Below are 24,581 nucleotides of genomic sequence, written 5' to 3'. Positions count from 1 at the left end.
ATGCCGCAGAACCCCTCGCTGCAGGTGCTGGCGAGCGCACACCAGCCCGCAACTGTTGCCCCGAGTGTATCTTTGCCGCACAACGATTTGGACTACTCCGCCGCGGAGTACGGGCACCTCGCCGGGCTGGCCGCCGCACGCACTCTCCAGCTGCCCGGCCCCGAGCAGACGCTCAGCCACGCAGACGCTATGACCCTGGCGCTTGAAGCCGCCCGCCAAGGTATTCGCGGCGCGAACCCGCTTGTCGGCGCCGTTATCACCGACGCGCACGGGCACGTGCTGCACGTGGGCTACCACCGAGGTGCAGGCACCCCGCACGCCGAAGCCGACGCTCTCGCCGCCGCCCGTGCTGCGGGAACTGACCTTACCAGCGCCCGTATGTACGTGAGTCTTGAGCCCTGCAACCATACCGGACGCACCGGCCCCTGCTCCCACGTCGTCGCCGAGGCGGGTATCAGCGAACTCTACTACGCCTACAGCGACGACACCGAAAATGCAGCGGGAGGCGCCGCCTACCTGCGCTCGCAGGGCGTCACCGTGCACGCCATGGAGGAATTCGCGAACGCATCCTACCTGCTGAATGAGCGCTGGTTTATTGCCGCCGCCGAACGCCGCCCTTTCATCACCGCAAAGAGCGCCTCCACCCTGGATGGGTTTATTGCGGCAGCTGACGGCACGAGCAAGTGGATTACCGGCCCCGCAGCGCGCATTGATGGGCATCTGATTCGTCACCGCTCCGACGCCGTCATGATCGGCACCCGAACAACTCTCATGGACGACCCGACCCTGGATGCGCGCGACGCCAACGGGGAACGCTTCAAGAAGCAGCCGCTGCGCGTGGTTATGGGCAAGACCGAGATTGCCGAGAACTACCGTGTGCGCGGTCTCAACCCGCCCGAAGGCGTGGAGGCGGACCCGCAGAACTTCCTGCAGGTCTTCACCCACGATCCTCGCGAACTGCTCGACGAGCTGTACGCCCGCGGGGTACGGCACCTCATGATTGAGGGCGGCCCCGGCATGGTCGGCCTCTTCGCCGGTGAAGACCTCATCGACGAGATGGTCTGGTACCGCGCTCCCATGATCATGGGGCAAGGTAAGAGCGCCGTGTACCGTCTGTTCGTGGACACCCTGGCGCAGGCACTGCGCATGAAGCTGGATGACCTGGGCATGTTCCCGGCGGTGCGCGTGCTCGGCAATGACACCGCAACGCACCTGGTGCCGGCACCTCGCGGAACTGCGCAGGACTCCGGGTAGCGGCGCACCCCGGCGAAGCTGGATGCCTGCCACGCGCCCGAACCGAGGCTGGACTAGTCGCGGCTGGACTAGCATCCGCCTGGGTTGAGCGCGGGCGGGGGAGTAGTACCTCAAGGAGAACCTCCGCCTGCGCCCGAATAGTTGGCGCTGGCTAGTTCATGCCAGCTGATTCATACCGGCTGGTTCGCATGCTGGCACAAAACCTCCCCGTCACGGGGAATATTCGAAAAATACGTATAGTTATACCGACGAACAAACCATCGCCGCCCGTCGCCCTCAACGACGACGCCCCGGCGGACACGGCGAGAAAAGGAAAGCACACATGTTTACCGGAATCATTGGCGCCCTCGGCACCGTAGAATCCATCACTCCCATCGAAGGTAGCGACGCAGCCTACCTGACCCTCAACGCCGGAGATGTCGTCGCCGACCTCGAACACGGCGGATCCCTCGCCGTCAACGGTGTATGCCTCACCGCTATCGACCTCGACCAGCTACAGCCCGGCCAGTTCCGCGCCTACGCCATGGGCGAGACGCTGCGCCGCACCAACCTCGGCAACCTGAACCCGGGTGACACCGTCAACCTGGAGCGCTGCCTGCCCGCCGGTGGCCGCTTCGACGGTCACGTCGTGCAGGGTCACGTGGATGCGGTGGGCACCCTCGCATCCGTTACTGCGCACGAGGCATGGAGTACCCTGCGCTTCAACTTGCCCGCCGACCTGGCACCCCTGCTCGCTGAGAAGGGATCCATCGCTGTTTCTGGAGTGTCTCTGACCGTTACCGCAGTATCTGAGCCCGGCGAAACCCCCGCGTGGTTCGAGGTTGGCCTGATTCCCGAAACTCTGAAGGCAACCAACCTCGGCGCTCTCAAGGTCGGCGACAGCGTGAACCTTGAGACCGATGCGCTCGCTAAGTACGTGCAACGTCTGACCGCGTTCGCTGGCGTACCGCAGACCGGCCCTGCACACTCCGGTGAGCAGGTTGCGCCGCGCCGCGCCGACGCCGCAACCGTCCTTGACAGCGTGCAGACCGCAGTGGACGCTATCGCCGCAGGTCGCGCCGTAGTCGTCGTCGACGATGAAGACCGCGAAAACGAAGGCGACATCATCTTCGCTGCCGAGCACGCAACCCCCGAGCTGATGGGCTTCATGATCCGCTACACCTCCGGCGTGGTCTGCGCGCCCCTGAGCAATAAGCGTGCCGACGAGATGAACCTGCCGCCCATGGTTGCCAACAACGAGGACCCCAAGGGCACCGCATACACCGTCTCTTGCGATGCGGCATCCGGCGTGAGCACCGGCATCTCCGCGGCAGATCGCGCACGCACCGTGCAGATCCTCGCGGATACTTCCTCCACCCCGGCTGACATCACCCGCCCGGGCCACATCTTCCCGCTGCGCGCCGTTGACGGCGGCGTGGCGGAGCGTCCCGGCCACACTGAAGCCGCAGTGGAACTCTCCCGCGTGGCGGGCCTGTCCGGTGTGGGTGTTATCGCCGAGGTCGTGCACGACGACGGTTCCATGATGCGTTTCGACGCCCTGCGCGCCTTCGCCACCGAGCACAACCTACCCATGATCTCTATCGAAGACCTCATCAAGTACGTAGCTAAAGCGTAGGAGAACGCATGAGCGAAAACCCTAACACCCAGGCAACGCCGGGCACCTCCGTAGCGGGTACCTTGGCAGATCCGGTCATCCTGGTCGAGCCGGTTGAGGCGCAGGCTGAAGAGCTCAGCGCCAAATTCCTGAGCATCGCCTCCCAGCTCGCTGAAGGCTATCGAGTCAGCCCCCTCGACATGGTGCCCAGCCCCAGCCCGCTGCTGGTCGAAAGCACCGAAGAGGTCGCCGTACCCACCCCCCAGGGTCTGTTCGGTTTGCGCGCCTGGCGATTTGCAGATGGTGCCGAGCACCTCAGTGCCCGTGCCCTCGACCCTGATGGTGACCCCGTACCTGCTGAGGATGGGGGAGCGCCCGCAGTACGTGTCCATTCTGAATGCGCCACCGGTGACATTTTCGGTTCCTTCCGATGCGATTGCGGCCCCCAGCTGGAGAACGGCCTGCGCATCCTCAACCGCACCGGCGGGTACCTGATCTACGTGCGCAACCACGAAGGACGCGGCATCGGCCTGGTCAACAAGCTCCGTGCCTACGCGCTGCAGGATGCCGGACTCGACACCCTCGACGCGAACCTGGTGCTCGGCCTGGACGGCGACATGCGCGACTACTCGCAGGCGGCACTGATCCTGCAGGAACTCGGTGTGAACGAGCTGAGGCTCGTGACCAACAACCCCGCCAAGCGGGAGGCGCTCGAAAGCCTCGGCCTGCAGGTTACCGAACTCATCCCGGACGAAATTCCCGCTCGAGTCGAGAACGCACACTACCTGCAGACCAAGCGTGAGCGCATGCGCCACATGCTCAAAAGCGCATAGCGCACAGAGTAGAAACCCTGCAGATAGCCCGTGTAACCCCTGCACACTAAACTTTTCAAAAACCCACAACCCACAAGGAGAACACAATGAGCGGCGTAGGCGCAGCAGATATCACCCTCAACCCCGAAGACTACAAGGGCTTCAAGCTCGCAATCGTAGCGGCAAGCTGGCACACCCAGGTCATGGACGGCCTCATCGACGGTGCGCAGCGTGCAGCACGCGACGCAGGCCTCGAGCCGACCCTCGTGCGCGTTCCCGGTACCTTCGAACTGCCCGTCGCAGCAACCCGCCTCGCTGAGAAGTTTGACGCAATCGTCGCGCTCGGCGTGGTGATCCGCGGCGGCACCCCCCACTTCGACTACGTCTGCCAGGGCGCAACCAACGGCCTGACCGACGTGTCCGTGCTGACCGGCCGCCCCATCGGCTTCGGCGTGCTCACCTGCGACAACGAGCAGCAGGCACTCGACCGTGCAGGCCTGGAAGGTTCTAACGAAGATAAGGGCTACGAGGCAACCGCAGCGGCACTGCAGACCGCAGCAACCCTCAAGCAGTTCAGCAACTAACACCACTGAACGATACGCGGCTCAGTTTCACGAAGAGACCTATTGACTCTTCACCGTGAAACTGGGTTGCAGCACCGGTTAAACTGAAACAACCCGCGCACCGGGCTTACCGGGCTTTATCAGGCATAATCGGGCGTCTATGAATCTGGCATGTATGCACCAGAAAGATACACGCCGGCACATACGGTAAACCCCCGCGCGGCAGCTAAGGGACACAGCGCACCGACGCGCTCCCACCCCAACACCAAGGAGTACAGCAATGCAGGATTTGGGCACTATCACCCCCAGCCTCGAAGAATTCCGCGCCCGCGCAGCCAGCACCCGCGTCATTCCCGTACACATCAAAATCCTCGCCGACTCACTCACCCCCATCGGCATCTACCGAGCCCTCGTACTCCAAAACGACCAGGGCGAACCGGTCGAAGCAGCCCACGGTACCTTCCTGCTCGAATCCGCCAAAATCTCTGCAGAAGGCGAATCCGCAGCCTGGGACCGCTACTCCTTCATCGGCGCGTCCTCCCGCTCCACTCTGACCACCGTCGACGGCGCAGTCCACTGGCAGGGACGCACCCCCGCTGGCGCACCCGTCGACGGCGACCCCGTAGAAGCCATCGCCAAGACCCTGCAGATGCTCTACACCGAACCCGACCCGACCCTGCCGCCGCTCACCTCCGGATTGGTCGGCTACCTCGGCTGGGACGTCGTCCGCCACTGGGAGCACCTACCCTTCCCGCCTGCTGATGACGTGAACCTACCCGAATTTGCACTCAACATGGTCTCCGACATGGCAATCCACGACAATAAGGACGGCACCGTCCTACTCGTCGCCAACGCCATCAACTTCAACGGCACCAGCGAAAACGTCGACGGCGCCTACGAAGATGCCGTCGCGCGCCTGCACAGCATGCTCCGCCGCCTACAGCGCGGCGCCGCAGCCACCACCTCCATTCTCTCCGGCGTGGCAGACGTAGACCGTAAGGTCCGCGAAGACGTCACCCTCACCTGGAGCGAACAGGGCTTTAAAGATGCCATCGACCGCTCCAAGAAAAACATCATCGACGGCGACGTCTTCCAAATCGTGCTCTCACGCCGATTCGAAGCCGAAACCAACGCCAAGGCCCTCGACGTGTACCGTGTACTGCGCCAGTCCAACCCCTCGCCGTACATGTACCTCTTCAACTTCGAAGACAGCAACGGCACCCCCTTCCATATTGTCGGATCCTCCCCGGAGGCGCTCGTCACCCTCAAGGACGGCATCGCCAGCACCCACCCCATCGCCGGTTCCCGCCCGCGCGGCGCAACCCGCGAAGAGGACCTCGCGCTCGCCGAGGAACTGCTCGCCGACCAGAAGGAACGCTCTGAACACCTTATGCTCGTCGACCTGGCACGCAACGACCTCTCGCGCATCGCCAAGCCCGGCACTGTGTCCGTCGACCAGTTCATGATCATTGAGCGTTTCAGCCACATCATGCACATTTCATCCGCCGTTAGCGCCGAACTCGACCCGCAGTTCAGTGCCTATGATGTGCTACGTGTCGCCTTCCCGGCGGGCACCCTTTCCGGCGCGCCCAAGCCGCGCGCCATGCAGCTCATCGACGAATATGAACCCACCCGCCGCGGCGTCTACGGCGGCGTGTGCGGCTACTTTGACTTCGCCGGCAACATGGACATGGCAATCGCCATCCGCACCGCCGTACTCAAGGAAGGCACCGCCTACGTACAGGCAGGTGCAGGCCTCGTCATGGACTCCAACCCGGACTCCGAAACCCTCGAAACCGTCAACAAGTCCGCCGCCCCGCTGCGCGCCGTGCTGACCGCCTCCGGCCTGGCACCGCTGGACGCAGACGCAGCCGTCAACGCCACCAAGTAACCCAAGGAGACACCATGAGCACCGTTCTCGACGAGATCATTGTCGGCGTCCGCGAAGACCTCGCCGCCCGTGTACAGCAGGTTCCCCTTGAGGAAATAAAGAAGCGCGCCCTCGCAGCCGCACCCGCCCGCGATGCACTCGACTCCCTACGCGGCGAAGTACCCGGCGGCGGCAACGGCACCACCGCACGCATTATTTCTGAGGTGAAGCGCTCCTCACCCTCCAAGGGTGCACTCGGCGAAATCCCGGACCCCGCCGCGCTCGCCGCACGCTACGAAGCAGGGGGCGCCGCAGCAATTTCCGTGCTCACCGAACAGCGCCGATTCAACGGCTCCCTCGCCGACCTTGACGCAGTCCGCGCCGCCGTGAACATCCCCGTGCTGCGCAAGGACTTCACCGTCGACGAATACCAGATCTGGGAGGCACGCGCACACGGCGCCGACCTGGTGCTGCTCATTGTCGCAGCCCTCGACGAGCAGACCCTGTGCGAGTTCCTCGAACTCACCGAATCGCTCGGCATGAATGCCCTCGTCGAAACCCACACCCCCGAAGAAATCGAAGTCGCCCAGCGCATCGGCGCCAAGATTGTGGGCATCAACGTGCGTAACCTCAAGACCCTCGAAGTCAACAACGAGCACTACGCATCCCTCGCAGCGCACCTGCCCAACTCCGTCATCAAGGTCGCCGAATCCGGTGTCGCCAGCATCGAGGACGTGCGCGCCTACGCCGGCGCTGGCGCTGATGCCGTACTCATCGGTGAAGCGCTGGTACGCTCCGGCGACCCGGAAGGTACCGTGCGTGAATTCTCCAAGGTGCCTGTGACCCGCTAGCCTGTGGGTTAGTTGTTTGAGATGGCATACCGGACAACGCTCGCGGAGGAGTGCCCCCTCTTCAGCGCCTGGGGGCGCTTCGAGGACGGAGCCCCCGCTTCGCGTGTCAGGTACGCCCTCTAGGCCGCCTATCCCTCGGGTTGGGTGAGATAGGGGTTGGTACATGGTTACCTTCTCCGATTGGCGGCTTGCCTCGGACTGGTTGAAATATATGCTTGGTGCGTGGTTTCCTTCTCGGGTTAGCTTGCCTTGGGCTGGGGATATATAGATGGCTTGGTCTGGGGTTGGGTGATGCCGTCAACTCACCCGATTCTGGGGTTATTTATCCTGTCGGATTCTTTATCTATTTCTTGAACATAAGCCTGGTACGTGAAAAGCCGGTGCCTGCTTCGCAGCAAGCACCGGCTTCACGCATCTCTTTCGTCATAATTAGCAGGAATAGCACGTTCATATTGAGGCGCAGTCAGTTCGTTGATAGTCTACCCAAGGATAGTTCACCAAACTGCACCATCCGCTTTGGACTGGGCAGCACCCGCCGTATCTAATAGACACGATTCAACTGATACGGCGCCGCAATGTCCATCATGCGTCCACACTACACTCGCGAGAATACTTATGGCTCAATCCCCAGGAAAACCTGTGTCCTTCATCGAACGCGACCTCTCATCCAGCTCCTCCACCGGCCCCGTGCCTGCCCTCGAAGCGCAGCGCCCCTCCACAAAAACCAAGATGAGTAACACCGAACCCGCCGCCAACCCCCAGAAGCTGGCTGCCTGGCGCACCTGGGTCCCCGCCCTCATCATCTGGGCGCTAGCCTGCGCAACCCACCTCGGCACCTTCGCATACTCGCTCGCAGAAGACCAGCGAAACCCCCTCAGCCACGAAAACAAAAACCACAACGGTTTCCTCTCCTACCTCAACATCTGGGACGCCGGCTGGTACCGGGACATCTACAAAGAGTGGTACCCCACCGAACTACCCCTGCGCGCCGACGGGTCCGTATCCTTCAACTCCTGGGCCTTCATGCCCCTCCACTCAATGATCAGCGGCAAAGTCGCTGACATTTTCGGTATCGAGTACCACCTTGCCGCAGTCGGAGTCAGCCTCGCCGCCGGCCTCGCCTTGGCCGTTGTGCTCTACCGCCTCTTCATCGGCTCCCTGAACTGGCGTGACCGCGGCACCTTCGACACCCGCCCACTCGTTGGCGACGAAAGCCGAAACCGCATCGCCCTGTGGGCGCTCGCCGTGTACGCGTTCAGCCCGGCAAGCCCCATCTTCGTCACCGGTTACGCCGAGGCTCTTTCCACTCTGCTCCTTGCCCTGAGTGTGTGGTGTGTGGTGTGTGGCCGCTACATTCTGCTCCTTCCTGTGGCACTTCTGACGGCACTGTCCCGCCCGCTGGGTGTACCACTCGGCGCGTTCATAGGCCTATGGTGGTTCTGGTGCACCGTTTCTGACTATCTTGCCCGCCGCTCCGATGACTCCTCGCAGTCTGTCCTGTCGGATGCGTGGGCCGCGTTCCGCGGACGCTTCGTCCAGCTCCTCGGTGCCCTACTGGTCTGCAGTTTCGCCTTCGTACACCCCCTGCACGCGGCTCTGCGCACCGGACGCATGGACGCCTACCTCGCCACAGAACTCGGCTGGAGCTTCCGCAAGGTCGAAGACGGCCACCAGTACTTCGCCCAGTGGGTCCACCAATTCAACCTCTACTACGTGGGCTCCGTACCCGCCATCATCATGTGGGCCGCCCTGGTGCTCCTCATCCTGAGCTTCTACTGGTGGATGTCGCAGAAATTCACCCGCACCCTGCTACACCCCGCCCTGCGGCTGTGGACCGCCTGCTACGCCGGATACCTGTTCATCTTCTGGCTCCCGACGTCATCCACCGTACGTATTCTGCTGCCGCTGTTCCCCCTGTCGCTACTAATCGCCGCGTACCTGCCGAAGAGCCGCATGTACCGCCTCCTGCTGGTACTGGTGGGTCTGCTCGGCTCCGCCCTGTGGATGCGTCTGCTCTGGGGCGGCCCGGACGTGATTGGCCCCGTCTGGCTGCTGCCCTAAAATCAAAAATAGCTGCATAAAGCCGGTGCTCGGTTCTTGTCACGCAACAGGAACCGGGCACCGGCTTTTCACCTATTAGAGAGCTCTTAGCGGCCCGTATAGTCCGCGTCCGCGATATCCTTCGGCCAGCGCGCCTTACGGAACGGCGCCCACGTGAAGGCTGCCGCCACAAGCAGCAAACCACTGATGATGAATGCCGGAACAAAGCCCCACGCATCCGCAATCAACCCAGCCACCAGCGGGCCCAAAATCATACCGAAATCACTAAACATCTGATACACTGCCAACACCTGACCACCACTGCGGCGAGTACCAATCACATCAGACACCGCAGCCTGAATCGACGGGCCCATAAATGCCGCACCAATACCCAAGCACCCCGTCAACGACACAAACACCCACGCCACCGGCGCGAACCCCATAAACGTCACCGCAGAACCCGCCAACAGCAGACCCGAAAACGCCATCACACGGCGACCAAAACGATCGGAAAAACGACCCGAGAACGTCTGCGTCAACGCATTACCCAACGAGTTCGTCGCCATCGCCAAAGAAGCCAATAGAGTACCCGCCACTGAATTCGACATATCGCCGCCAGTCGCCAAGTACGCCGCCGCCAACGGAATAATCGACGACTGCACACCAAACACCGACCAGCCAATCGCCCAATTTGAAACCAGCGCAGAACGGTAATTTGAGAACTTCAACGCGTCACGAACCGTCATCGCCGGCAGATCGCTCTCACCCGAAGAAGACTCAGGCTTAGCGCTCTTACCGGATGCACCAGCAGGTGAATCCGTCAGCAACTCATCAGCCGACTCAGAAGTAGGGGAAGGTGCCGCTGACGGCAACGACCCGGCGCCCTTACCCTCAGCCAGCGCCGCCGCCTCCATAATGGCGTCGCGCTCCGCCTCCAGAGCCGCCTGCGAAGGCATCAAGAACCACACAATCAGGCCCGCCGCCAACAGCGAAAAACCATACACAATGAACGGCGCACGCATACCAAAGGGTGCCAGCGCGCTCGCAATAACCGGGCCCAGCAGGTTACCCAGCAGGAACGCCGTCGCATAATAGCCCGAAATACGGCCACGCATATGCGCCGGGGACAGGCGCACCAGCAGACCCATCGCAGAGACCGTGAACATAACCGAGCCGATACCCGCCACCGCACGCGAACCCAGCAGCACCCAATAATCCCAGGCGAACGCAATCATAAACGACGTCACCGACACAATCAGCATGCCAATCGTGTACACCGGACGTTCACCCCAACGGGTAATCATCTGACCCGCCGACGGCGCAAAAATCAGGCGCGTAATAGCCAACGCAGAAACCACCATCGTCGCCATAGCGACCGTGGCATTAAAATTCTGCGCATAATTTGGCAGCACCGGCGCCACCAAACCAAACCCACCGCAATCATGAACGACGCAGCAATCAGAACCTTCAAACCGGTTGGCACGCGGTTCGGGTCAATCGTGCGCGGGTCAAAAACAGGCGGTGTTTTGGCAGGGTTCCTCATGCTCGTCCTCGAAATAGTGCGGTGCCTTACGGCAGCCGCGGGCCCCACCCGCAACTGCCCATCATGTATTCGGCTAAAAAACTTAACAGTGTCCAGTCTACTCGCCGACAGCCGGGCATGCGCGTCGCCTCGACCAGTCAAACCGCCCAAACCGGTAAGCTAGTAGTGTGAATGAAAAGATGATAATAATCTGCGCAATCGTGCTGGGTGTACTGGTTATCGCCGGCGTAGTTTTCGCCATTCTGCGCCGACCCAAGAAGACCGCGAATCTGCAGTCTTTGCGTCAGGAAGCGGCAGAAGCCTCTGGCGGTTCGGCGGAAGAACCTAAAAGCCTGGCACCTCGCGCTATTGAACTTGATATGCCCGACCCGTCCGCGGGGCGCCTGGTGCGCCTGCGTGCCCGTCTGGCACGCTCCAACAACATGCTCGGCCAGGGCCTGCTGGCTCTGCTCTCCCGCGACCGCATCGACCAGGATGTCTGGGACGAGGTTGAAGAAACCCTGCTGCTCGCCGACCTCGGTTCTGAGCCGACCACCCGCCTAGTGGAGGCGCTGCAGCAGCGTGTGCGCGTTGAGGGTACGAGCAACCCCGCCGCCGTGAAGAAGATGCTCCGCGAAGAGCTTGTGAAGATTGTTCGCCCCGACATGGACCGCGAACTGAAGACCGCCGGCAGTGACGGCAACCCCGGCGTGGTGCTGGTCGTTGGCGTGAACGGCGTGGGTAAGACCACGACCGTCGGCAAGATTGCGCGCGTGATGGTTGCTGATGGTCAGTCCCTGATTCTGGGTGCTGCGGATACGTTCCGTGCAGCCGCGTCTGAGCAGCTGACCACCTGGGGTGACCGCGTGGGCGTGAAGACCGTGCGTTCCGAGAAGGAAGGCGCCGACCCCGCATCCGTCGCGTTTGATGCCGTGAAGGCTGGCAAGGAGCAGGGAATTGACACCGTGCTCGTGGACACCGCGGGCCGCCTGCAGAACAAGTCCGGTCTAATGGATCAGCTCGGCAAGATCAAGCGCGTTATCGAGAAGGAAGCGCCGGTCACCGAGGTTCTGCTCGTTATTGACGCGACCACCGGCCAGAACGGTATGGTTCAGGCGAAGGTCTTCGGCGATATCGTGGACGTCACCGGTATCGTGCTGACCAAGCTCGACGGCACCGCAAAGGGCGGCATCGTGGTCGCTATCCAGGAGGAGCTCGGCGTTCCCGTCAAGCTCATCGGCCTGGGTGAAGGCCCGGACGACCTGGCGCCGTTCGACCCGGAAGCATTCGTGGGCGCGCTGCTGGACTAACATCCTCATATTCCGCCGAGAAGCCACATGTGTTTTGAGAAGCCACCAAAGACGTGGCTTCTCAAAACACGTGTGGCTTTTCGCGGTTAACGGGCGTGTAATGATGGCGGGCAGTATACGAGGCGAGACTCTGGGGTATTCTGAGGGATATTCTGAAACTAGAAGATGAAACACCCCTCAGACGGCCCCGATCATCGCACACCATACAACCCAATTCACCCCGAAGTTCAGCGAAGGAGTTACCATGGCAGCCACCAACCTCCTTGGAACTCTTCCCGACCCCAACTACTGGCGCCTACCTATGCTCCAACGGCGCGTGCGACGGCCTTGCCCAGCTCGTTACACCGTACAGCCTTTCCCACACCCAGCTGGCTGAGGCTACCGGCATTGCTGACGAAGCTACCGTGAACAGCTGGGTTGAAGCAGCGCCGCCCCGACCTCTCGGCGGATGCTCCCGCGCCCCTGGAACCCGCGCTGCGGTACCTGGATGGAACCTACCTTCCCGACCCCGCAAATTGGCCTGGCGATAACGCCTACGACCTGGGTTGTGGCTGTTAATTTCGCTGCGTGACGTGTCTATGTTGTGCGGTTTTGTTTTCACAGGTATGAGCAATACAGAACAAATGTGCATTATGATGCAAAGTCTGTTGAACGGGTTCCAAAATGACGTCAGAAAACTTTTTCAACATGCACATGGGACGCATATAACACGCTGGGGATAGGGGGAGAAAGTGGCTGAACGTTTAATCCGTCCTGTAGACTTTAAATGATTGAAATTTGATAAAGGAGAAGAGTTATGTCAGAGCTGACCACTCAAAATCAGGCGGAGGAGCAGGGCCCGGCCCGCACTGTCGTCGTGGCAGAAGATGAGGCATTGATTCGCCTCGACATCGTCGAAATTCTGAAGGACCAGGGTTTCGATGTAGTCGCTGAGACTGACAACGGCAAGACCGCTGTCGAGCTAGCGCAGAAGCACCGCCCGGACCTGGTCCTCATGGATGTGAAGATGCCGATTATGGACGGCATCACCGCAGCTGAAGAAATCGCGAAGGAACAGATTGCTCCCGTCGTTCTGCTGACCGCATTCAGCCAGAAGGAACTCGTTGACCGTGCCGTTGAGGCAGGCGCTATGGCGTACGTTGTCAAGCCGTTCTCCCCGAATGACCTGGTTCCCGCAATCGAGGTGGCAATCAGCCGCTACGAGCAAATTCGCGCCCTCGAGATGGAAGTTGGCACCATCCGCGACCAGTTCGAGACCCGTAAGCTGGTTGACCGTGCAAAGTCGCTGCTCATCACTAAGATGAACCTGACCGAGCCGGAAGCATTCCGTTGGATTCAGAAGACCTCCATGGACCGCCGCCTGTCCATGCGTGAAGTTTCTGACACCATCATCAAGCAGCTCTCCTAAATACGAGACATACACAGTACACATCGGTATAGGTATGAACGTACGCTACGGCGAAGACTAGGAATCGCCCGTATGCGCCTTCGGTTGGTCAGCATCTGACCTGCACCTTTTCTGACACGCTAACGCCCCATCCCTCACAATGAAGCTTAAGGACGGGGCGTTAACGTTTTATCTTCTGAAGCTCACACCCTGCCAGAGCAGTCGGAGCGTTTCTATGTCAGTGCTGCAGGCAACTCAGTACCACAAGAGGCGCAGCGTCGGACAGGCTTAGCGCATGTAGCGGCTCAAATCGTCTTCGTTATTGTTGTGGCCGCTAATCGGGCGGTCCGTGGGGGATCCAGCCCAGAGCATGCCGCCGGTACCGAGCATCACGCCCAGCCACCAGAAGCTACCGGGGTTATTAATTGCGGTCACCAGGCACACCAGCATCACACCGATCGCGATGGGCAGGACAATGCGCTTGGCGCGCACAATCTTCGGGTAACGCTTGAAATAGGGGGTGCGCTCGCGGGCCATGGTGCTCCTTCTGGTCGTACCTTCTGGTGGGGGTGCTGTGTACCCCGTGCTTCTACGATTTTAGGCTACTTGCTGAGGCTGTAGGACTTCATGCTGCGGAAGATTATACTGCGGGAGATTATGCAGTGGGGCGGGGGATCAGCATGTTGGTGATACGTGCCGTGCAGGTGGTGCGGCCGCGCTCATCCACAATGTCGATGGAGTGGATGCACAGGGTGCGTCCGAGCTTGACGGCGGTGCAGGTGGCGGTGACCATGCCGGAGACTGCCGGGCGCACGTGGGTTGCGTTGATGTCTACACCGACTGCTACGAGGTCTTCACCACCGTGCACGCCCGCTGAGAGTGAACCGAGGGTTTCGGCAAGGACCACGTTGGCGCCGCCGTGCAGCAGACCGATGGGCTGGGTGTTGCCGGCGACGGGCATGGTTGCGACGGTGCGTTCTGCGGTGAGTTCCTGGAACTTAATGCCCATGGCGGGGATGAGCTCGCCCAGGCCGTGGGGGAAGTAGGAGTGCAAGTGTTCGGGGATGCCACTTTCGATTAGCTGCGCCTTGATTTCTTCTGCGGTGAGGGTGGTGGGTGCTGCCGCGCGGACGGGTGCGTGCTGTGTGTTGTTTTCAGTCATGCCTTCCAGTGTACTCCCCGGTTAGGGTGCCTTTGGTGCAACGGTCGGTTTCTTGGTCAGCGTCCGGGTATGATTCAGCCCCGCCTCCTAAACGGGGAGGCGGGGCTGAAAAACGCTATGTGAGCGGATGAGAATTAGGCGGAAATAGCTTCTGCCTTTTCGATGTCTTCGTCGCGGATTTCCTTATCGGGGTTCACGCCGCTTGCCTTGGAGATACGCTCGGTCAGGGCTGCGATGGTTGCGTCACCGGTCACGTTGGTTGCGGTACCGAAGGAGTCCTGAGCCAGGTATAGGGCAATCATCAGAGCAATCATGGAGGTGTCAAAGCCAAGCATGGACTGCAGCAGACCGATTGCGGTCATCACGCCACCGCCGGGAACGCCGGGAGCGGCCACCATCATCACGCCAAGCACCAGAATCATGGGGATCAGGCTACCAAAATCAGGGTGCTGACCGGTCATGAACAGCACTGCCACCGAGCAGGAGGTAATGGTAATCATAGATCCGGAAAGGTGGATGGTTGCGCACAGCGGGATAGCGAAGTCCACTACGCGGGGAGAGATGCCAGCCTTCTTAGCTGAACGCACGGTCACCGGGATAGTTGCAGCCGAAGACTGGGTACCGATTGCGGTGAAGTATGCCGGGAGCATGGTCTTGAGCATCTGGATGGGGTTACGGCGGGAAATTGCACCAGCCACCGAATACTGCAGGGCCAGGGTGACCCAGTGCAGGATAATCACCATGACAAAGACGAGGCCGAAGACCGAGAGAATCTTCGCTACCTGACCGGCGAGGGTCATGTTCGCGAACACGCCCACAATGTGCACCGGCAGCAGGGGGATAATTACGTAGCCGAGCATCTTTTCAACGATGACCTGGAAGTCCTCGAAGAGGTTCAGCATCGCACGGGTCTTCAGCGCGGTAATGCCCAGACCCAGGATGAAGGAGAGAATCAGCGCGCTGAGTACCCCCATAATCGGGGTTAGCTCGATGGAGATGTAACCCTTGGACAGTGCGTTCTCCGGGTTGTCGAATGATGCCAGCTGCTGACCCTGCAGAATGATGGGGTAGAGCAGCAGTGCGCAGGCCAGTGCCAGGAAGCCAGCAAGAATGCTGGAGATGTACGCCAGACCCACGGTGATACCGAGCATCTTACCGGCGCCCTGAGCGAGGGAACCAATGCCGGGCACGATGAAGCCGATAATAATCAGCGGAATCGCGAAGCTCAGGAAAGCGCTGAATACGGTGGAGAAGGAGACGAAGATCTGCACAATGAGGTCAGTGGGGATGGCTGCGCCGGTGGCGTCATTGATGCCGCTAATCATTCCGGGGGTCAGCATGCCAATCAGCACGCCCGATGCGATGGCGATAATAATCCACGCGAGGAGGGGGAGTTTTTTGAGTACCTTCATAGTTTCCTCAATGAGGGTTCGTTGTGTTAAGTGCGGGAGGCGCCCTCACAGTCCGGTGAATCCTGTCGGTGAATTCTGGGTAGAGTTCTGCCTATGAATACACGGGGTGTGGGGGTTTCCTACGCTGGAGGCGATAATAAGGTTATATATTATCCGGAAACTGTATTATTATCCACCTTACACAGTGGCTTGGGGCACAATCTTTGGGAAGAAAACTCACCAAACACACCCCACCGGTACCTATATATGAGGTAAAACTCTTTCCACACACCCCATTATTCCGCTATATGGCACAGCACCGGCACCCAATACGGCGCGGGCACCCCCCCACAACACTGACCAGACGCCATCACAAAACCAGCCATCACGAAACCCTCTGTCACGAAGTTAGCCACCGAGAAAACTCAGACTCGATACACTAGAGGGGTGACTACAGAGAACAAAACCCTCCTGCTCATTGACGGACACTCCCTCGCCCTACGCTCCTTCTTCGGTATCTACACCATGGCCGAAAAGACCGGACAGCACATCTTCGTGCGCAGCGACGGCCAACACACCGAAGCCGTCCACGCCTTCCTCTCCACCCTGCTGAGCATCATCAAAGACAACCAGCCCAGCCACATCGCCGTAGCCTTCGACCTGCCCGGCGGCACCTTCCGCACCGCCGAATACGGCGAATACAAGGGCGGTCGCAACGCCATCCCTGAAGCCTTCAACGGCCAGATCGACCTCATCAAAAAGATGCTTGGCGCGCTCAATATCCCCGCGCTCACCTACGAAAACTACGAAGCCGACGACATCGTCGCAACCCTCACCTGCCGCGGCACCGAAGCCGGCTACCAGGTCCTCATCCTCTCCGGCGACCGCGACATCTTCCAGCTTGTCACCGACGACGTCACCCTGCTCTACCCGGTCACCACCGGCCCCTCCAAAGGTATTCAGCGCATGGACCCCGCCGCCGTCGAAAAGAAAACCAAGGTGCCCCCGCACATGTACCCCGACCTTGCCGCCCTCACCGGCGAACAGGCGGACAACCTGCCCGGCGTGCCCGGCGTGGGCCCCGGCTTCGCCGCCAAGTGGCTCAGCGAATACGGTTCCCTCGATGCCATCATTGAAAACAGCGACAAAATTGGCGGCAAAAAGGGAGAGGCGCTACGCGAAAACATCGACAACGTGGTGCGCAACCGCCGTCTCAACCAGCTTGTCAAGGACCTTGACCTGAACGTCACTCTCGAAGACGCCGCATTCACCCCCGACCTGGATGCACTCAACACCTTCTTCGACGAAGTAGAGTTCCGCACCATCCGCAAGCGTGCAGCCGACACCCTCGGCCCCATCGTGCGCGCCGCAGGCTCCACAAGTTCAGCCGCAGAAGCAGGGGAGGAGGGTGCAACCAAGAAGGCACCCACAGGCCCCGTCTACGCACCCATTGCTACCAGCGCACCCACCAAAAACGCAGACGCAGCGGCATTCCGCGCCTTCTGCGCCGCCGCAGCCGAAGAAAACTACGGTAGTGACGAACAGGGCGCGCCCATTGCCGTACCCGAACGCCTCGAAGGTGCCGTGACCCTCTACCCGGTCACCAGCCTGCCCGTAGCGCGCCCCGCCATCGGCGATGCACCCGCCGTCAAGGTCACCAAAACCAAGATCCGCGCCGCCGAAGAAAACCCCGAACTGCTCGGCATGCTCCTCACCAGCAAGAGCATCAGCCTCTGGATCGACACCCGCACCATCGACCCGGAACTCGACGCCGCCCTCGCCGCCTGGCTCTCCGACGAAGCAGCCCGCAAAATCGTCATGGACCTCAAAAACCAGCGCAAACTCCTGCGCGCCTACGGCTACGAACTCGCCGGCGCCGTCGAAGACCCCGCACTGTCCTCCTATATGTGCGGCTTCATCCCCACCGCAACCCGTAAGCTCTTCTCCGAACGCATGGAAGACCTCGCCGAACGCTACCTCTGGATCCCCAAGGACCCCTACGCGCAGCTCGTCTTCCAGCCCGAAGAAGAGGCAGCACCCTCCCTCTTCAGCCTGCCTGGCGAAGCCGAACCCGTCGAAAACCTGCGCTACTTCACGCAAATCAGCCGCATCATCCACGAACTCGCGCGCCTGCTGCACTTCGAAATGGAAGAGCACGGCCAGCTGAAAGTCTACGAAGAAATCGAACTGCCGTTGCTCTACGTCCTCGCAGACATGGAACAGGCAGGCATCGCCGTCTCTGACGCACTCCTGACCGAACTGCACGACACCTTCTCGGCACGTGCTGCCCAGTCACAGGACGCCGCACGCGCCATCATCGGCGACACCGTCGAAACTGACGACGGCGAAGAACCCCTCAACCTCGCCTCCGTCAAACAGCTGCAGACCGTGCTCTTCAACAAGCTCGCCCTGCCGCATACCCGCAAAATCAAGTCTGGCTACTCCACTGACGCCGAATCCGTCACCGAACTGCTCTCCAAAATCTCCCCGGAGTCCGACGGTGCCGCATTCCTCGGTGCGCTCGATGCCTACCGCGACAACATCAAACTCGTCCAGACCGTCGAAGGCCTGCAGAAAGCAGCCGCCGACGACGGACGCGTGCACACCACCTTCCAGCAGGGTGCCGCCTCCACCGGTCGACTCTCCTCAACCGCGCCGAACCTGCAGAACATCCCGATCCGCACTGAGGAAGGCCGCCGCATCCGTGGCGCCTTCATCGTCGCGCCTGCACCCGTTGACGGCGTGGAGTACGAGGGTCTGCTCACCGCCGACTACTCGCAGATCGAAATGCGCATCATGGTGCACCTCGCCGCCGATGAGAAGCTTATTGCAGCCTACGAAGCGGGGGAGGACCTGCACCGTTACGTTGGCTCCGAAGTCTTCGGCGTAGCCCCCGAAGAAGTCACCCCCGAGCAGCGCTCCAAGGTCAAGGCAATGTCCTACGGCCTGGCATACGGCCTGTCCCGCTTCGGCCTCGCCAAGCAGCTGAACATCAGCTCCGATGAGGCAGGTGAACTGCGTACCAACTACTTCAAACGCTTCGGACGCGTTGGACGCTTCCTGCGTGGCGTACTCAAACAAGCACACCAGGACGGCTACACCGAAACCATTTTCGGCCGCCGCCGCGTGCTGCCCGACCTGGACTCACCTAACCGTGTACGCCGTGAAGCCGCCGAACGCGCCGCCCTCAACGCACCGATTCAGGGCACCGCCGCGGACATCATCAAGATCGCCATGATCAATATTCACCGCCGCCTGCCCGAAGAGGGCCTCAAGACCCGGATGCTGCTGCAGGTGCACGACGAAATTATCCTTGAGGTCGCTACCGGTGAGCGTGAAGCTGCCGAACGCGTGCTAGTCGAGGAGATGAGCGGTGCCGCATCCCTGCGTGTTCCTCTGGATGTGCAGGTCGGCTGGGGCAAGTCCTGGCAGGAGGCGGGCCACTAGGCTCAGCTCCTCAGTTCCCGCTTGGAAAATAGTGCTCATCCTGGGGGCCACTTGGAAAGGCGGTGCTCAGCTTTGCTCCGCACGGAAAGCGGTATTCGTCCTCGTTCCTACAGGGGCACCGCCCTTCCCAGGTTGAGAGGAACGAGGACGAACGTTGTCCCCTCCGCACCCCCTCCGCAAACTGCAACTCTAAAACCGCAAATAAGTACGGGAATCCCGGGCGCGTAACCATTGACGACACGCCTGGGATTCCCGTACACTATTAATCGCGTGTACCAACGTACGGGTTTTCTATGCTCTTTTTCTCCTTGAGAAAATGGGCGCAGACTACTCGTACACCCTACTTAGAGCATTTGCTTCCGGTGGGTGGTACACAATGTAAGTATCCGTCAGCTCGACGTTTCCTCACCCCATTCAAAGGTGCTAGCGGTCCTATGCCGTGCGCGCCGGGGTGAAACAGTGAGCCGGTTAGCGCCCCCCACCCGGGGGTGTTGAACGGCGAACCGGCAGCGTCGACCTATTAGAAATCCAATTGGAGCCCTCACTACATGAGCACCAACATCCCTCAGGTCGCAATCAACGACATCGGCGACGAGCAGGCATTCCTCGAGGCTGTCGAGCAGACCATTAAGGTCTTCAACGACGGCGATCTCGTCTCCGGCCAGGTCGTTAAGATCGACCACGATGAGGTTCTGCTCGACATCGGTTACAAGACCGAAGGTGTCATCCCCTCCCGCGAGCTGTCCATCAAGCACGACATCGACCCCTCTGAGGTTGTCGAGCTCGGCTCCGAGGTTGAGGCACTCGTCCTCACCAAGGAGGACAAGGAAGGTCGCCTGATCCTCTCCAAGAAGCGCGCACAGTACGAGCGTGCATGGGGCGACATCGAGAAGGTCAAGGAAAACGACGGCGTCGTTACCGGTACCGTTATCGAGGTTGTCAAGGGTGGCCTTATCCTCGACATCGGTCTGCGTGGCTTCCTGCCCGCATCCCTCGTTGAGATGCGCCGCGTTCGCGACCTCGCACCTTACATCGGTCAGCAGATCGAAGCTAAGATCATCGAGCTGGACAAGAACCGCAACAACGTTGTTCTGTCCCGCCGTGCATACCTGGAAGAGACTCAGTCCGCTGTTCGCTCCTCCTTCCTCAACGAGCTGGAGAAGGGTCAGGTCCGCGAGGGCGTTGTCTCCTCCATCGTCAACTTCGGTGCATTCGTGGACCTGGGTGGCGTGGACGGTCTGGTTCACGTTTCCGAGCTGTCCTGGAAGCACATCGACCACCCGTCCGAGGTTGTCGAGGTTGGCCAGCCCGTTACCGTCGAGGTTCTCGAGGTGGACCTGGACCGCGAGCGCGTGTCCCTGTCCCTCAAAGCAACCCAGGAAGATCCGTGGCAGGCATTTGCTCGCACCCACGCTCTGGGTCAGATTGTTCCCGGCAAGGTCACCAAGCTCGTTCCCTTCGGTGCATTCGTGCGCGTTGAGGACGGCATCGAGGGCCTCGTCCACATCTCCGAGCTGGCAACCCGCCATGTTGACTTGGCTGAGCAGGTCGTCTCCGTTGGTGAAGAGGTCTTCGTTAAGATCATCGACATTGACATGGACCGCCGCCGCATCTCCCTGTCCCTCAAGCAGGCAAACGAGGGCGTTGACCCCAACGCTACCGAGTTTGACCCCGCTCTGTACGGCATGGCTGCAGAGTACGACGAGGCTGGCAACTACAAGTACCCCGAGGGCTTCGACCCCGAGGCTAACGAGTGGCTGGAAGGCTTCGACGCACAGCGCGAGGCTTGGGAAGCACAGTACGCAGAGGCACAGGCTCGCTTTGAGGCTCACAAGGTTCAGGTTGCTAAGGCTCTCGAGGCTGACGCAGAGGCTGCAGCAGCAGCTCCCGCAGCAGCTGAGCCCGCACCGACCTCTTATTCCTCCGAGGAGCCCGCTTCCGCAGGTACCCTCGCATCGGATGAGGCACTGGCTGAGCTCCGCAAGAAGCTGACCGGCAACTAATCTGCCGCTCAGGTGAGCACTCATCAGGCATAATAGCCGATAGGTAACCCCGGCGTGGGGTGCCTAGAGCAGAGGAACCCCCTCATCTCCCGTTTGGGAGGTGAGGGGGTTCTTTGCGTTATTGGGGTTTTGGAGCTGGGCGCGTTGGGAGCCGGAGGGCGTGTGCCCGGTGTTGCCGGGGAAGATTTTTAGGTGGCTTTTAGGCGGCAATCATTTGCGCCCACACGGCGTGCACCTGCTTGGCGGTCTCCTCCAGCGAGCCGCCATTATCAATAATCCAGGTTGCAACCGCCTCACGCTGCTCGTCGGTTGCCTGTGCGGCGATGCGGGCGCGCGCATCCTCCTCACTCATACCGCGCGAAGATACGAGGCGTTGCAGGCGAGTCGCTAGGGGAGTGCGCACCACGACCACACCCTCAAAGGCGGATGGGTCGCCGGTCTCCACGAGCAGGGGAATGTCCTCAAGTACCACGCCACTAAAACCGGGTTCGGACTGCGCCTGCTCCACCAGCTGCGTGGCACGCTCACGAATAGCGGGATGCACAATTGCGTTCAGACGTAGGCGCGCCTGCTCATCATTGAACACGATACGCGCCAGGGCGGGGCGGTTGAGGCGGCCGTCCCCATCGAGCAGATGTTCACCGAACTCTGCGACCGTGCGGGCGAGCACCGCCTCGCCGGGCTCCATGAGGGAGCGGGAGATGGCGTCCGCATCTACCAGGAATGCGCCCTGCTCAACGAAAAGGGAAGCGATGGTGCTTTTGCCGCTGCCGATACCGCCGGTGAGGGCGTAACGGCGCAGGGCAACGGATGCGGGGAAAGAAGGCTGGGGCATGAGACGGTGCTCCTGACGGGCTGTGCCACAATAGATAGGTACTGATCAGAGGAGGACACATGCAGGAAGAAACTCGCGCCAACCGATACCTTGTGCCGCGCGGCGATGAGCCCTATGAGAGCCTCCTCGAAATTAAGCGTAGCGAATTTATTGGTCACATCAAGCGGGTGAGCACCGTTGAGGAGGCGCGCGCCTACATTGAGTCAGTGCGGAAGACCTACCACGACGCCCGCCACGTGTGTTCGGCGTTTATTATTGGTGCTGACCGCGATATTCAGCGTTCTTCCGATGACGGTGAGCCCGCCGGTACCGCCGGTGTGCCGATGATGCAGGCGCTACTGGCGCGTCAGACCCGCGAGGATGGCACTACCGACCTGTCGGATGTGGTTGCGGTGGTCGTGCGCTATTTCGGTGGCATTAAGCTCGGTGCCGGTGGTCTGGTGCGTGCCTACACTGATTCTGTGGTGCAGACCCTGGATGGCGCATTATTCGATTCGCGTGAGCGTCTGCGCGTGGGTAAGGTGCCCAGTTCGCATGCGGATGCTGGCCGCCTGGAGAACGAGATCCGTGCCGCCGGTCTGAATGTGCTGGGTACCGAGTACAGCGCGGAGGGCGCCATGATTTCCCTGGGCGTGTTTGACCGCCCGGAGGAGCTGGCGCGTGCCGAGGAACTGGTGGTGAGCTTGAGTTCCGGCGCGGCTAGCGTGACCTGGGGCGATACGCAGTGGGTGGATTTGCCGGTCTAGGTTACTGGCCCCTAGATTTCCGTTCCCAGATTTCCTCCTAGATTTCCGGGCTAAAGCGTTTGCGGAAAGCTCTCAAAATCTAAAAGATAGCTCAACCTTAGTTAATGGTTACTCTAACCCTAGTATTTGCCTGTTTTTGTTGCTAGGGTAGAAGGAGTGCCAAAAGGCTTATCCAATATCTGAGGTCGTGAAAACGTGACGCAGTCGGGAACCTACCGAGAACAAGCAGGCAAAAACTCATCAGAGCAGTCCGCGGGTAGCCGCGGCGGCACCGCAACCCTCAACCGTCAGGGCGCGCGCCTCCCCACGAGGGGCACCGTCGAGCAGCTTGAACCCGCCACCGTCGCCCAGCTGCTCAACGCCTACCACCAGCAGAACCTCGGCACCCTGTTGGGTGTGCTCACGCAGCGTCCGGCAGAATTTGCCCGCCAGCTTGGCAGGCTCTGCCGCGTCTTCCCTGAACATGTTCAGGCTATCGCCCAGGCGTTCGGCATCGTGGGCCGTGCCCTGCCCATTGACGAGCTGGTGCGCCTGCACAACCGCTACTCTAACGCCGCTCGCGGAGTTGGCGAACACCTCAGCCTGGATAACTCCGGTGTGGCGCACCTGGTTCAGAGCCCCGCACTGAGCCGTGAAGGTGCGGGCCACCTGCTCATGGCGATTGAACTATGCCTTGCCGGCAGGATGCGCGGGCTCACCATCGCTATGCCCTCCACCGAGGCATTCACCCCGGCTGAGCAAGCGCCGAGCCTCGGGTCCTGCAATCCCGCCCTGGACGGTGCGCTCAATGCTTTTGAACCGGCAGGCTGGGAGCCATTCCCCCTGAACGGCAGCGAAGTTCTGCTTGCGACCGGTGTGCGCGATGTACCCGACGGCTACGAACTGTCCCTCTGGCTGCTCGATGACGACTATCGGTGCCGCGCCCGCATTGAGCGAGGTACCCCGCAGGTGTGCGTAGCAAGCTTCTACGATGAAGAAGTCATCACCCGAACCGTGGAAGAAACTGGGTCGGGTGAAGCCGGTCTGGTTGAGAACTACCGCGTGGAGGAATACGCGGAACTGGACTTCCTGAACGCCATGGACCGGCAGGTACGCTACGTGGCGGTCACCGCTGCCGTGGGGGAGCCGCTGCTGTCTGTGCTGAACGAGAAGAGTGCGGCGCCGAATAGTATTCCCGCCCCTGCCGCTTTTGCGAACGGTGCAGGCGCCTCCCGGTTTGAGGGCAGCGCTCGTCCGGATATTCGCACTGCCGCTGTGGTCGGTAAGGGCCTGCGCACCGTCAATCACCGCGGCATGCTGCCGGTATTGGGTGTGCCGAACCGCACCGTGTGCGCTGTGATTGATCTGTATAAGCAGCGCATCTGCGTGCCGGGTGTGGGTATTCTGCGTGGACTGAGCGTGGAGGATGAAGAGCGCACCATGCAGCTGATTTTGAGCGCCCTGAATGGGTACCTTCCACTGACGAACCGGGCGCTGATGAGCCTTGCCGGAGCAACTGTGGAGGTGCACTAACGCTGTGGCAACCCCCACGGCTGCAAACCAATAAAATACCGCCCGGAATCATGCTGTGAGCGCTGTTCCTAAAAGCACCGTTATCGTGCGGGAGAATGCTTCCGCTCGGTTCCTGCCCGGTAGCGCATATGAACTAGTCGAATACCCCTTATCTTTTGCGCTACCTCTTTTATGAACTTGGGCACTTTCATGGTGATGGCTTGTTACCTGTCGTGTCTGGACTATTGCGCCAGTAGAAAAGGGCGACCAATCCGAGGGCACATCGGGCGGCTTTCCCCTAGG

General features: G+C 60.8%; 19 protein-coding genes. 14 read left to right on the top strand and 5 right to left on the bottom strand.

Annotation, left to right across the window (positions count from 1 at the left end; translation table 11 throughout):
* The 7 genes from ribD to ACUXHH_RS05000 all read left to right on the top strand — a co-directional run bounded on the left by ribD (position 1) and on the right by ACUXHH_RS05000 (position 9,005).
* A complete protein-coding gene (gene ribD, locus ACUXHH_RS05030) occupies positions 1-1,254 on the top strand; it encodes a bifunctional diaminohydroxyphosphoribosylaminopyrimidine deaminase/5-amino-6-(5-phosphoribosylamino)uracil reductase RibD (protein WP_458391032.1) in 1,254 nt (417 codons plus the stop codon).
* Positions 1,255-1,576: 322 nt separating this feature from the next.
* A complete protein-coding gene (gene ribB, locus ACUXHH_RS05025; protein WP_279755050.1) occupies positions 1,577-2,869 on the top strand; it encodes a 3,4-dihydroxy-2-butanone-4-phosphate synthase in 1,293 nt (430 codons plus the stop codon).
* 8 nt (positions 2,870-2,877) lie between these two features.
* Positions 2,878-3,681 (top strand): GTP cyclohydrolase II, encoded by an 804-nt coding sequence (locus ACUXHH_RS05020; RefSeq protein ID WP_279755049.1) that lies wholly within the window; start codon positions 2,878-2,880, stop codon positions 3,679-3,681.
* Positions 3,682-3,767: 86 nt separating this feature from the next.
* The gene (ribH, locus tag ACUXHH_RS05015; protein WP_279790444.1) at positions 3,768-4,244 is read left to right on the top strand and encodes a 6,7-dimethyl-8-ribityllumazine synthase; all 477 of its coding nucleotides are present in this window, start codon (positions 3,768-3,770) and stop codon (positions 4,242-4,244) included.
* Positions 4,245-4,503: 259 nt separating this feature from the next.
* Positions 4,504-6,114, top strand: coding sequence for an anthranilate synthase component I (locus ACUXHH_RS05010; protein WP_279755048.1), 1,611 nt, complete (start codon positions 4,504-4,506; stop codon positions 6,112-6,114).
* Between the two features lie 14 nt (positions 6,115-6,128).
* Complete coding sequence (trpC, locus tag ACUXHH_RS05005; protein WP_458390948.1) at positions 6,129-6,944, top strand: indole-3-glycerol phosphate synthase TrpC; 816 nt, start codon at positions 6,129-6,131, stop codon at positions 6,942-6,944.
* Between the two features lie 639 nt (positions 6,945-7,583).
* On the top strand, positions 7,584-9,005 hold the full coding sequence (locus tag ACUXHH_RS05000) for a hypothetical protein (protein WP_458390947.1): 1,422 nt from the start codon (positions 7,584-7,586) through the stop codon (positions 9,003-9,005).
* Positions 9,006-9,091: 86 nt separating this feature from the next.
* On the opposite strand, the gene ACUXHH_RS04995 is transcribed toward ACUXHH_RS05000, so the two are convergent.
* A complete protein-coding gene (locus ACUXHH_RS04995; protein WP_458391031.1) occupies positions 9,092-10,396 on the bottom strand; it encodes an MFS transporter in 1,305 nt (434 codons plus the stop codon).
* A 310-nt stretch (positions 10,397-10,706) separates the two neighbouring features.
* Here ACUXHH_RS04995 and ftsY point away from each other — a divergent pair, with 310 nt between their 5' ends.
* The 3 genes from ftsY to ACUXHH_RS04980 all read left to right on the top strand — a co-directional run bounded on the left by ftsY (position 10,707) and on the right by ACUXHH_RS04980 (position 13,224).
* A complete protein-coding gene (ftsY, locus tag ACUXHH_RS04990; protein ID WP_458390946.1) occupies positions 10,707-11,816 on the top strand; it encodes a signal recognition particle-docking protein FtsY in 1,110 nt (369 codons plus the stop codon).
* A 417-nt stretch (positions 11,817-12,233) separates the two neighbouring features.
* On the top strand, positions 12,234-12,374 hold the full coding sequence (locus ACUXHH_RS04985; RefSeq protein WP_279740685.1) for a hypothetical protein: 141 nt from the start codon (positions 12,234-12,236) through the stop codon (positions 12,372-12,374).
* A gap of 238 nt (positions 12,375-12,612) precedes the next feature.
* A complete protein-coding gene (locus ACUXHH_RS04980; RefSeq protein WP_458390945.1) occupies positions 12,613-13,224 on the top strand; it encodes an ANTAR domain-containing response regulator in 612 nt (203 codons plus the stop codon).
* Between the two features lie 267 nt (positions 13,225-13,491).
* Here the strand turns inward: ACUXHH_RS04980 and ACUXHH_RS04975 are convergent, their stop codons facing one another.
* The 3 genes from ACUXHH_RS04975 to ACUXHH_RS04965 all read right to left on the bottom strand — a co-directional run bounded on the left by ACUXHH_RS04975 (position 13,492) and on the right by ACUXHH_RS04965 (position 15,777).
* Entirely contained in the window at positions 13,492-13,740 is a 249-nt protein-coding gene (locus ACUXHH_RS04975; RefSeq protein WP_279755044.1) for a hypothetical protein, read from the bottom strand.
* Positions 13,741-13,858: 118 nt separating this feature from the next.
* Positions 13,859-14,365 (bottom strand): PaaI family thioesterase, encoded by a 507-nt coding sequence (locus ACUXHH_RS04970; protein ID WP_458390944.1) that lies wholly within the window; start codon positions 14,363-14,365, stop codon positions 13,859-13,861.
* 134 nt (positions 14,366-14,499) lie between these two features.
* Complete coding sequence (locus ACUXHH_RS04965) at positions 14,500-15,777, bottom strand: dicarboxylate/amino acid:cation symporter (protein WP_279755042.1); 1,278 nt, start codon at positions 15,775-15,777, stop codon at positions 14,500-14,502.
* A 426-nt stretch (positions 15,778-16,203) separates the two neighbouring features.
* Between ACUXHH_RS04965 and polA the strand changes: the two genes are divergently transcribed.
* The gene (gene polA / locus ACUXHH_RS04960; RefSeq protein WP_458390943.1) at positions 16,204-19,203 is read left to right on the top strand and encodes a DNA polymerase I; all 3,000 of its coding nucleotides are present in this window, start codon (positions 16,204-16,206) and stop codon (positions 19,201-19,203) included.
* A gap of 548 nt (positions 19,204-19,751) precedes the next feature.
* Positions 19,752-21,206 (top strand): 30S ribosomal protein S1, encoded by a 1,455-nt coding sequence (rpsA, locus tag ACUXHH_RS04955; protein ID WP_012903633.1) that lies wholly within the window; start codon positions 19,752-19,754, stop codon positions 21,204-21,206.
* A 199-nt stretch (positions 21,207-21,405) separates the two neighbouring features.
* On the opposite strand, the gene coaE is transcribed toward rpsA, so the two are convergent.
* Complete coding sequence (gene coaE, locus ACUXHH_RS04950) at positions 21,406-22,041, bottom strand: dephospho-CoA kinase (RefSeq protein WP_458390942.1); 636 nt, start codon at positions 22,039-22,041, stop codon at positions 21,406-21,408.
* A gap of 59 nt (positions 22,042-22,100) precedes the next feature.
* Between coaE and ACUXHH_RS04945 the strand changes: the two genes are divergently transcribed.
* Both ACUXHH_RS04945 and ACUXHH_RS04940 read left to right on the top strand, forming a co-directional pair.
* Positions 22,101-22,787: an IMPACT family protein gene (locus ACUXHH_RS04945; RefSeq protein ID WP_279755039.1), complete on the top strand. Its 687-nt coding sequence runs from the start codon at positions 22,101-22,103 to the stop codon at positions 22,785-22,787.
* A 195-nt stretch (positions 22,788-22,982) separates the two neighbouring features.
* The gene (locus ACUXHH_RS04940; RefSeq protein ID WP_458390941.1) at positions 22,983-24,299 is read left to right on the top strand and encodes a 2-oxoglutarate dehydrogenase; all 1,317 of its coding nucleotides are present in this window, start codon (positions 22,983-22,985) and stop codon (positions 24,297-24,299) included.
* Positions 24,300-24,581 lie beyond the last annotated feature (282 nt).

It is taken from the genome of Rothia sp. 110740021-2, assembly GCF_054263775.1.
Note: the sequence above shows the minus strand (reverse complement) of the source record. Positions and strands in the feature narration are given on the sequence as shown.

Coding starts and splice junctions, on each gene's coding strand:
- ribD (WP_458391032.1), top strand. CDS start 1: ATGCCGCAGAACCCCTCGCTGCAGGTGCTGGCGAGCGCACACCAGCCC.
- ribB (WP_279755050.1), top strand. CDS start 1,577: ATGTTTACCGGAATCATTGGCGCCCTCGGCACCGTAGAATCCATCACT.
- ACUXHH_RS05020 (WP_279755049.1), top strand. CDS start 2,878: ATGAGCGAAAACCCTAACACCCAGGCAACGCCGGGCACCTCCGTAGCG.
- ribH (WP_279790444.1), top strand. CDS start 3,768: ATGAGCGGCGTAGGCGCAGCAGATATCACCCTCAACCCCGAAGACTAC.
- ACUXHH_RS05010 (WP_279755048.1), top strand. CDS start 4,504: ATGCAGGATTTGGGCACTATCACCCCCAGCCTCGAAGAATTCCGCGCC.
- trpC (WP_458390948.1), top strand. CDS start 6,129: ATGAGCACCGTTCTCGACGAGATCATTGTCGGCGTCCGCGAAGACCTC.
- ftsY (WP_458390946.1), top strand. CDS start 10,707: ATGATAATAATCTGCGCAATCGTGCTGGGTGTACTGGTTATCGCCGGC.
- ACUXHH_RS04980 (WP_458390945.1), top strand. CDS start 12,613: ATGTCAGAGCTGACCACTCAAAATCAGGCGGAGGAGCAGGGCCCGGCC.
- ACUXHH_RS04975 (WP_279755044.1), bottom strand. CDS start 13,740: ATGGCCCGCGAGCGCACCCCCTATTTCAAGCGTTACCCGAAGATTGTG.
- ACUXHH_RS04970 (WP_458390944.1), bottom strand. CDS start 14,365: ATGACTGAAAACAACACACAGCACGCACCCGTCCGCGCGGCAGCACCC.
- ACUXHH_RS04965 (WP_279755042.1), bottom strand. CDS start 15,777: ATGAAGGTACTCAAAAAACTCCCCCTCCTCGCGTGGATTATTATCGCC.
- rpsA (WP_012903633.1), top strand. CDS start 19,752: ATGAGCACCAACATCCCTCAGGTCGCAATCAACGACATCGGCGACGAG.
- coaE (WP_458390942.1), bottom strand. CDS start 22,041: ATGCCCCAGCCTTCTTTCCCCGCATCCGTTGCCCTGCGCCGTTACGCC.
- ACUXHH_RS04945 (WP_279755039.1), top strand. CDS start 22,101: ATGCAGGAAGAAACTCGCGCCAACCGATACCTTGTGCCGCGCGGCGAT.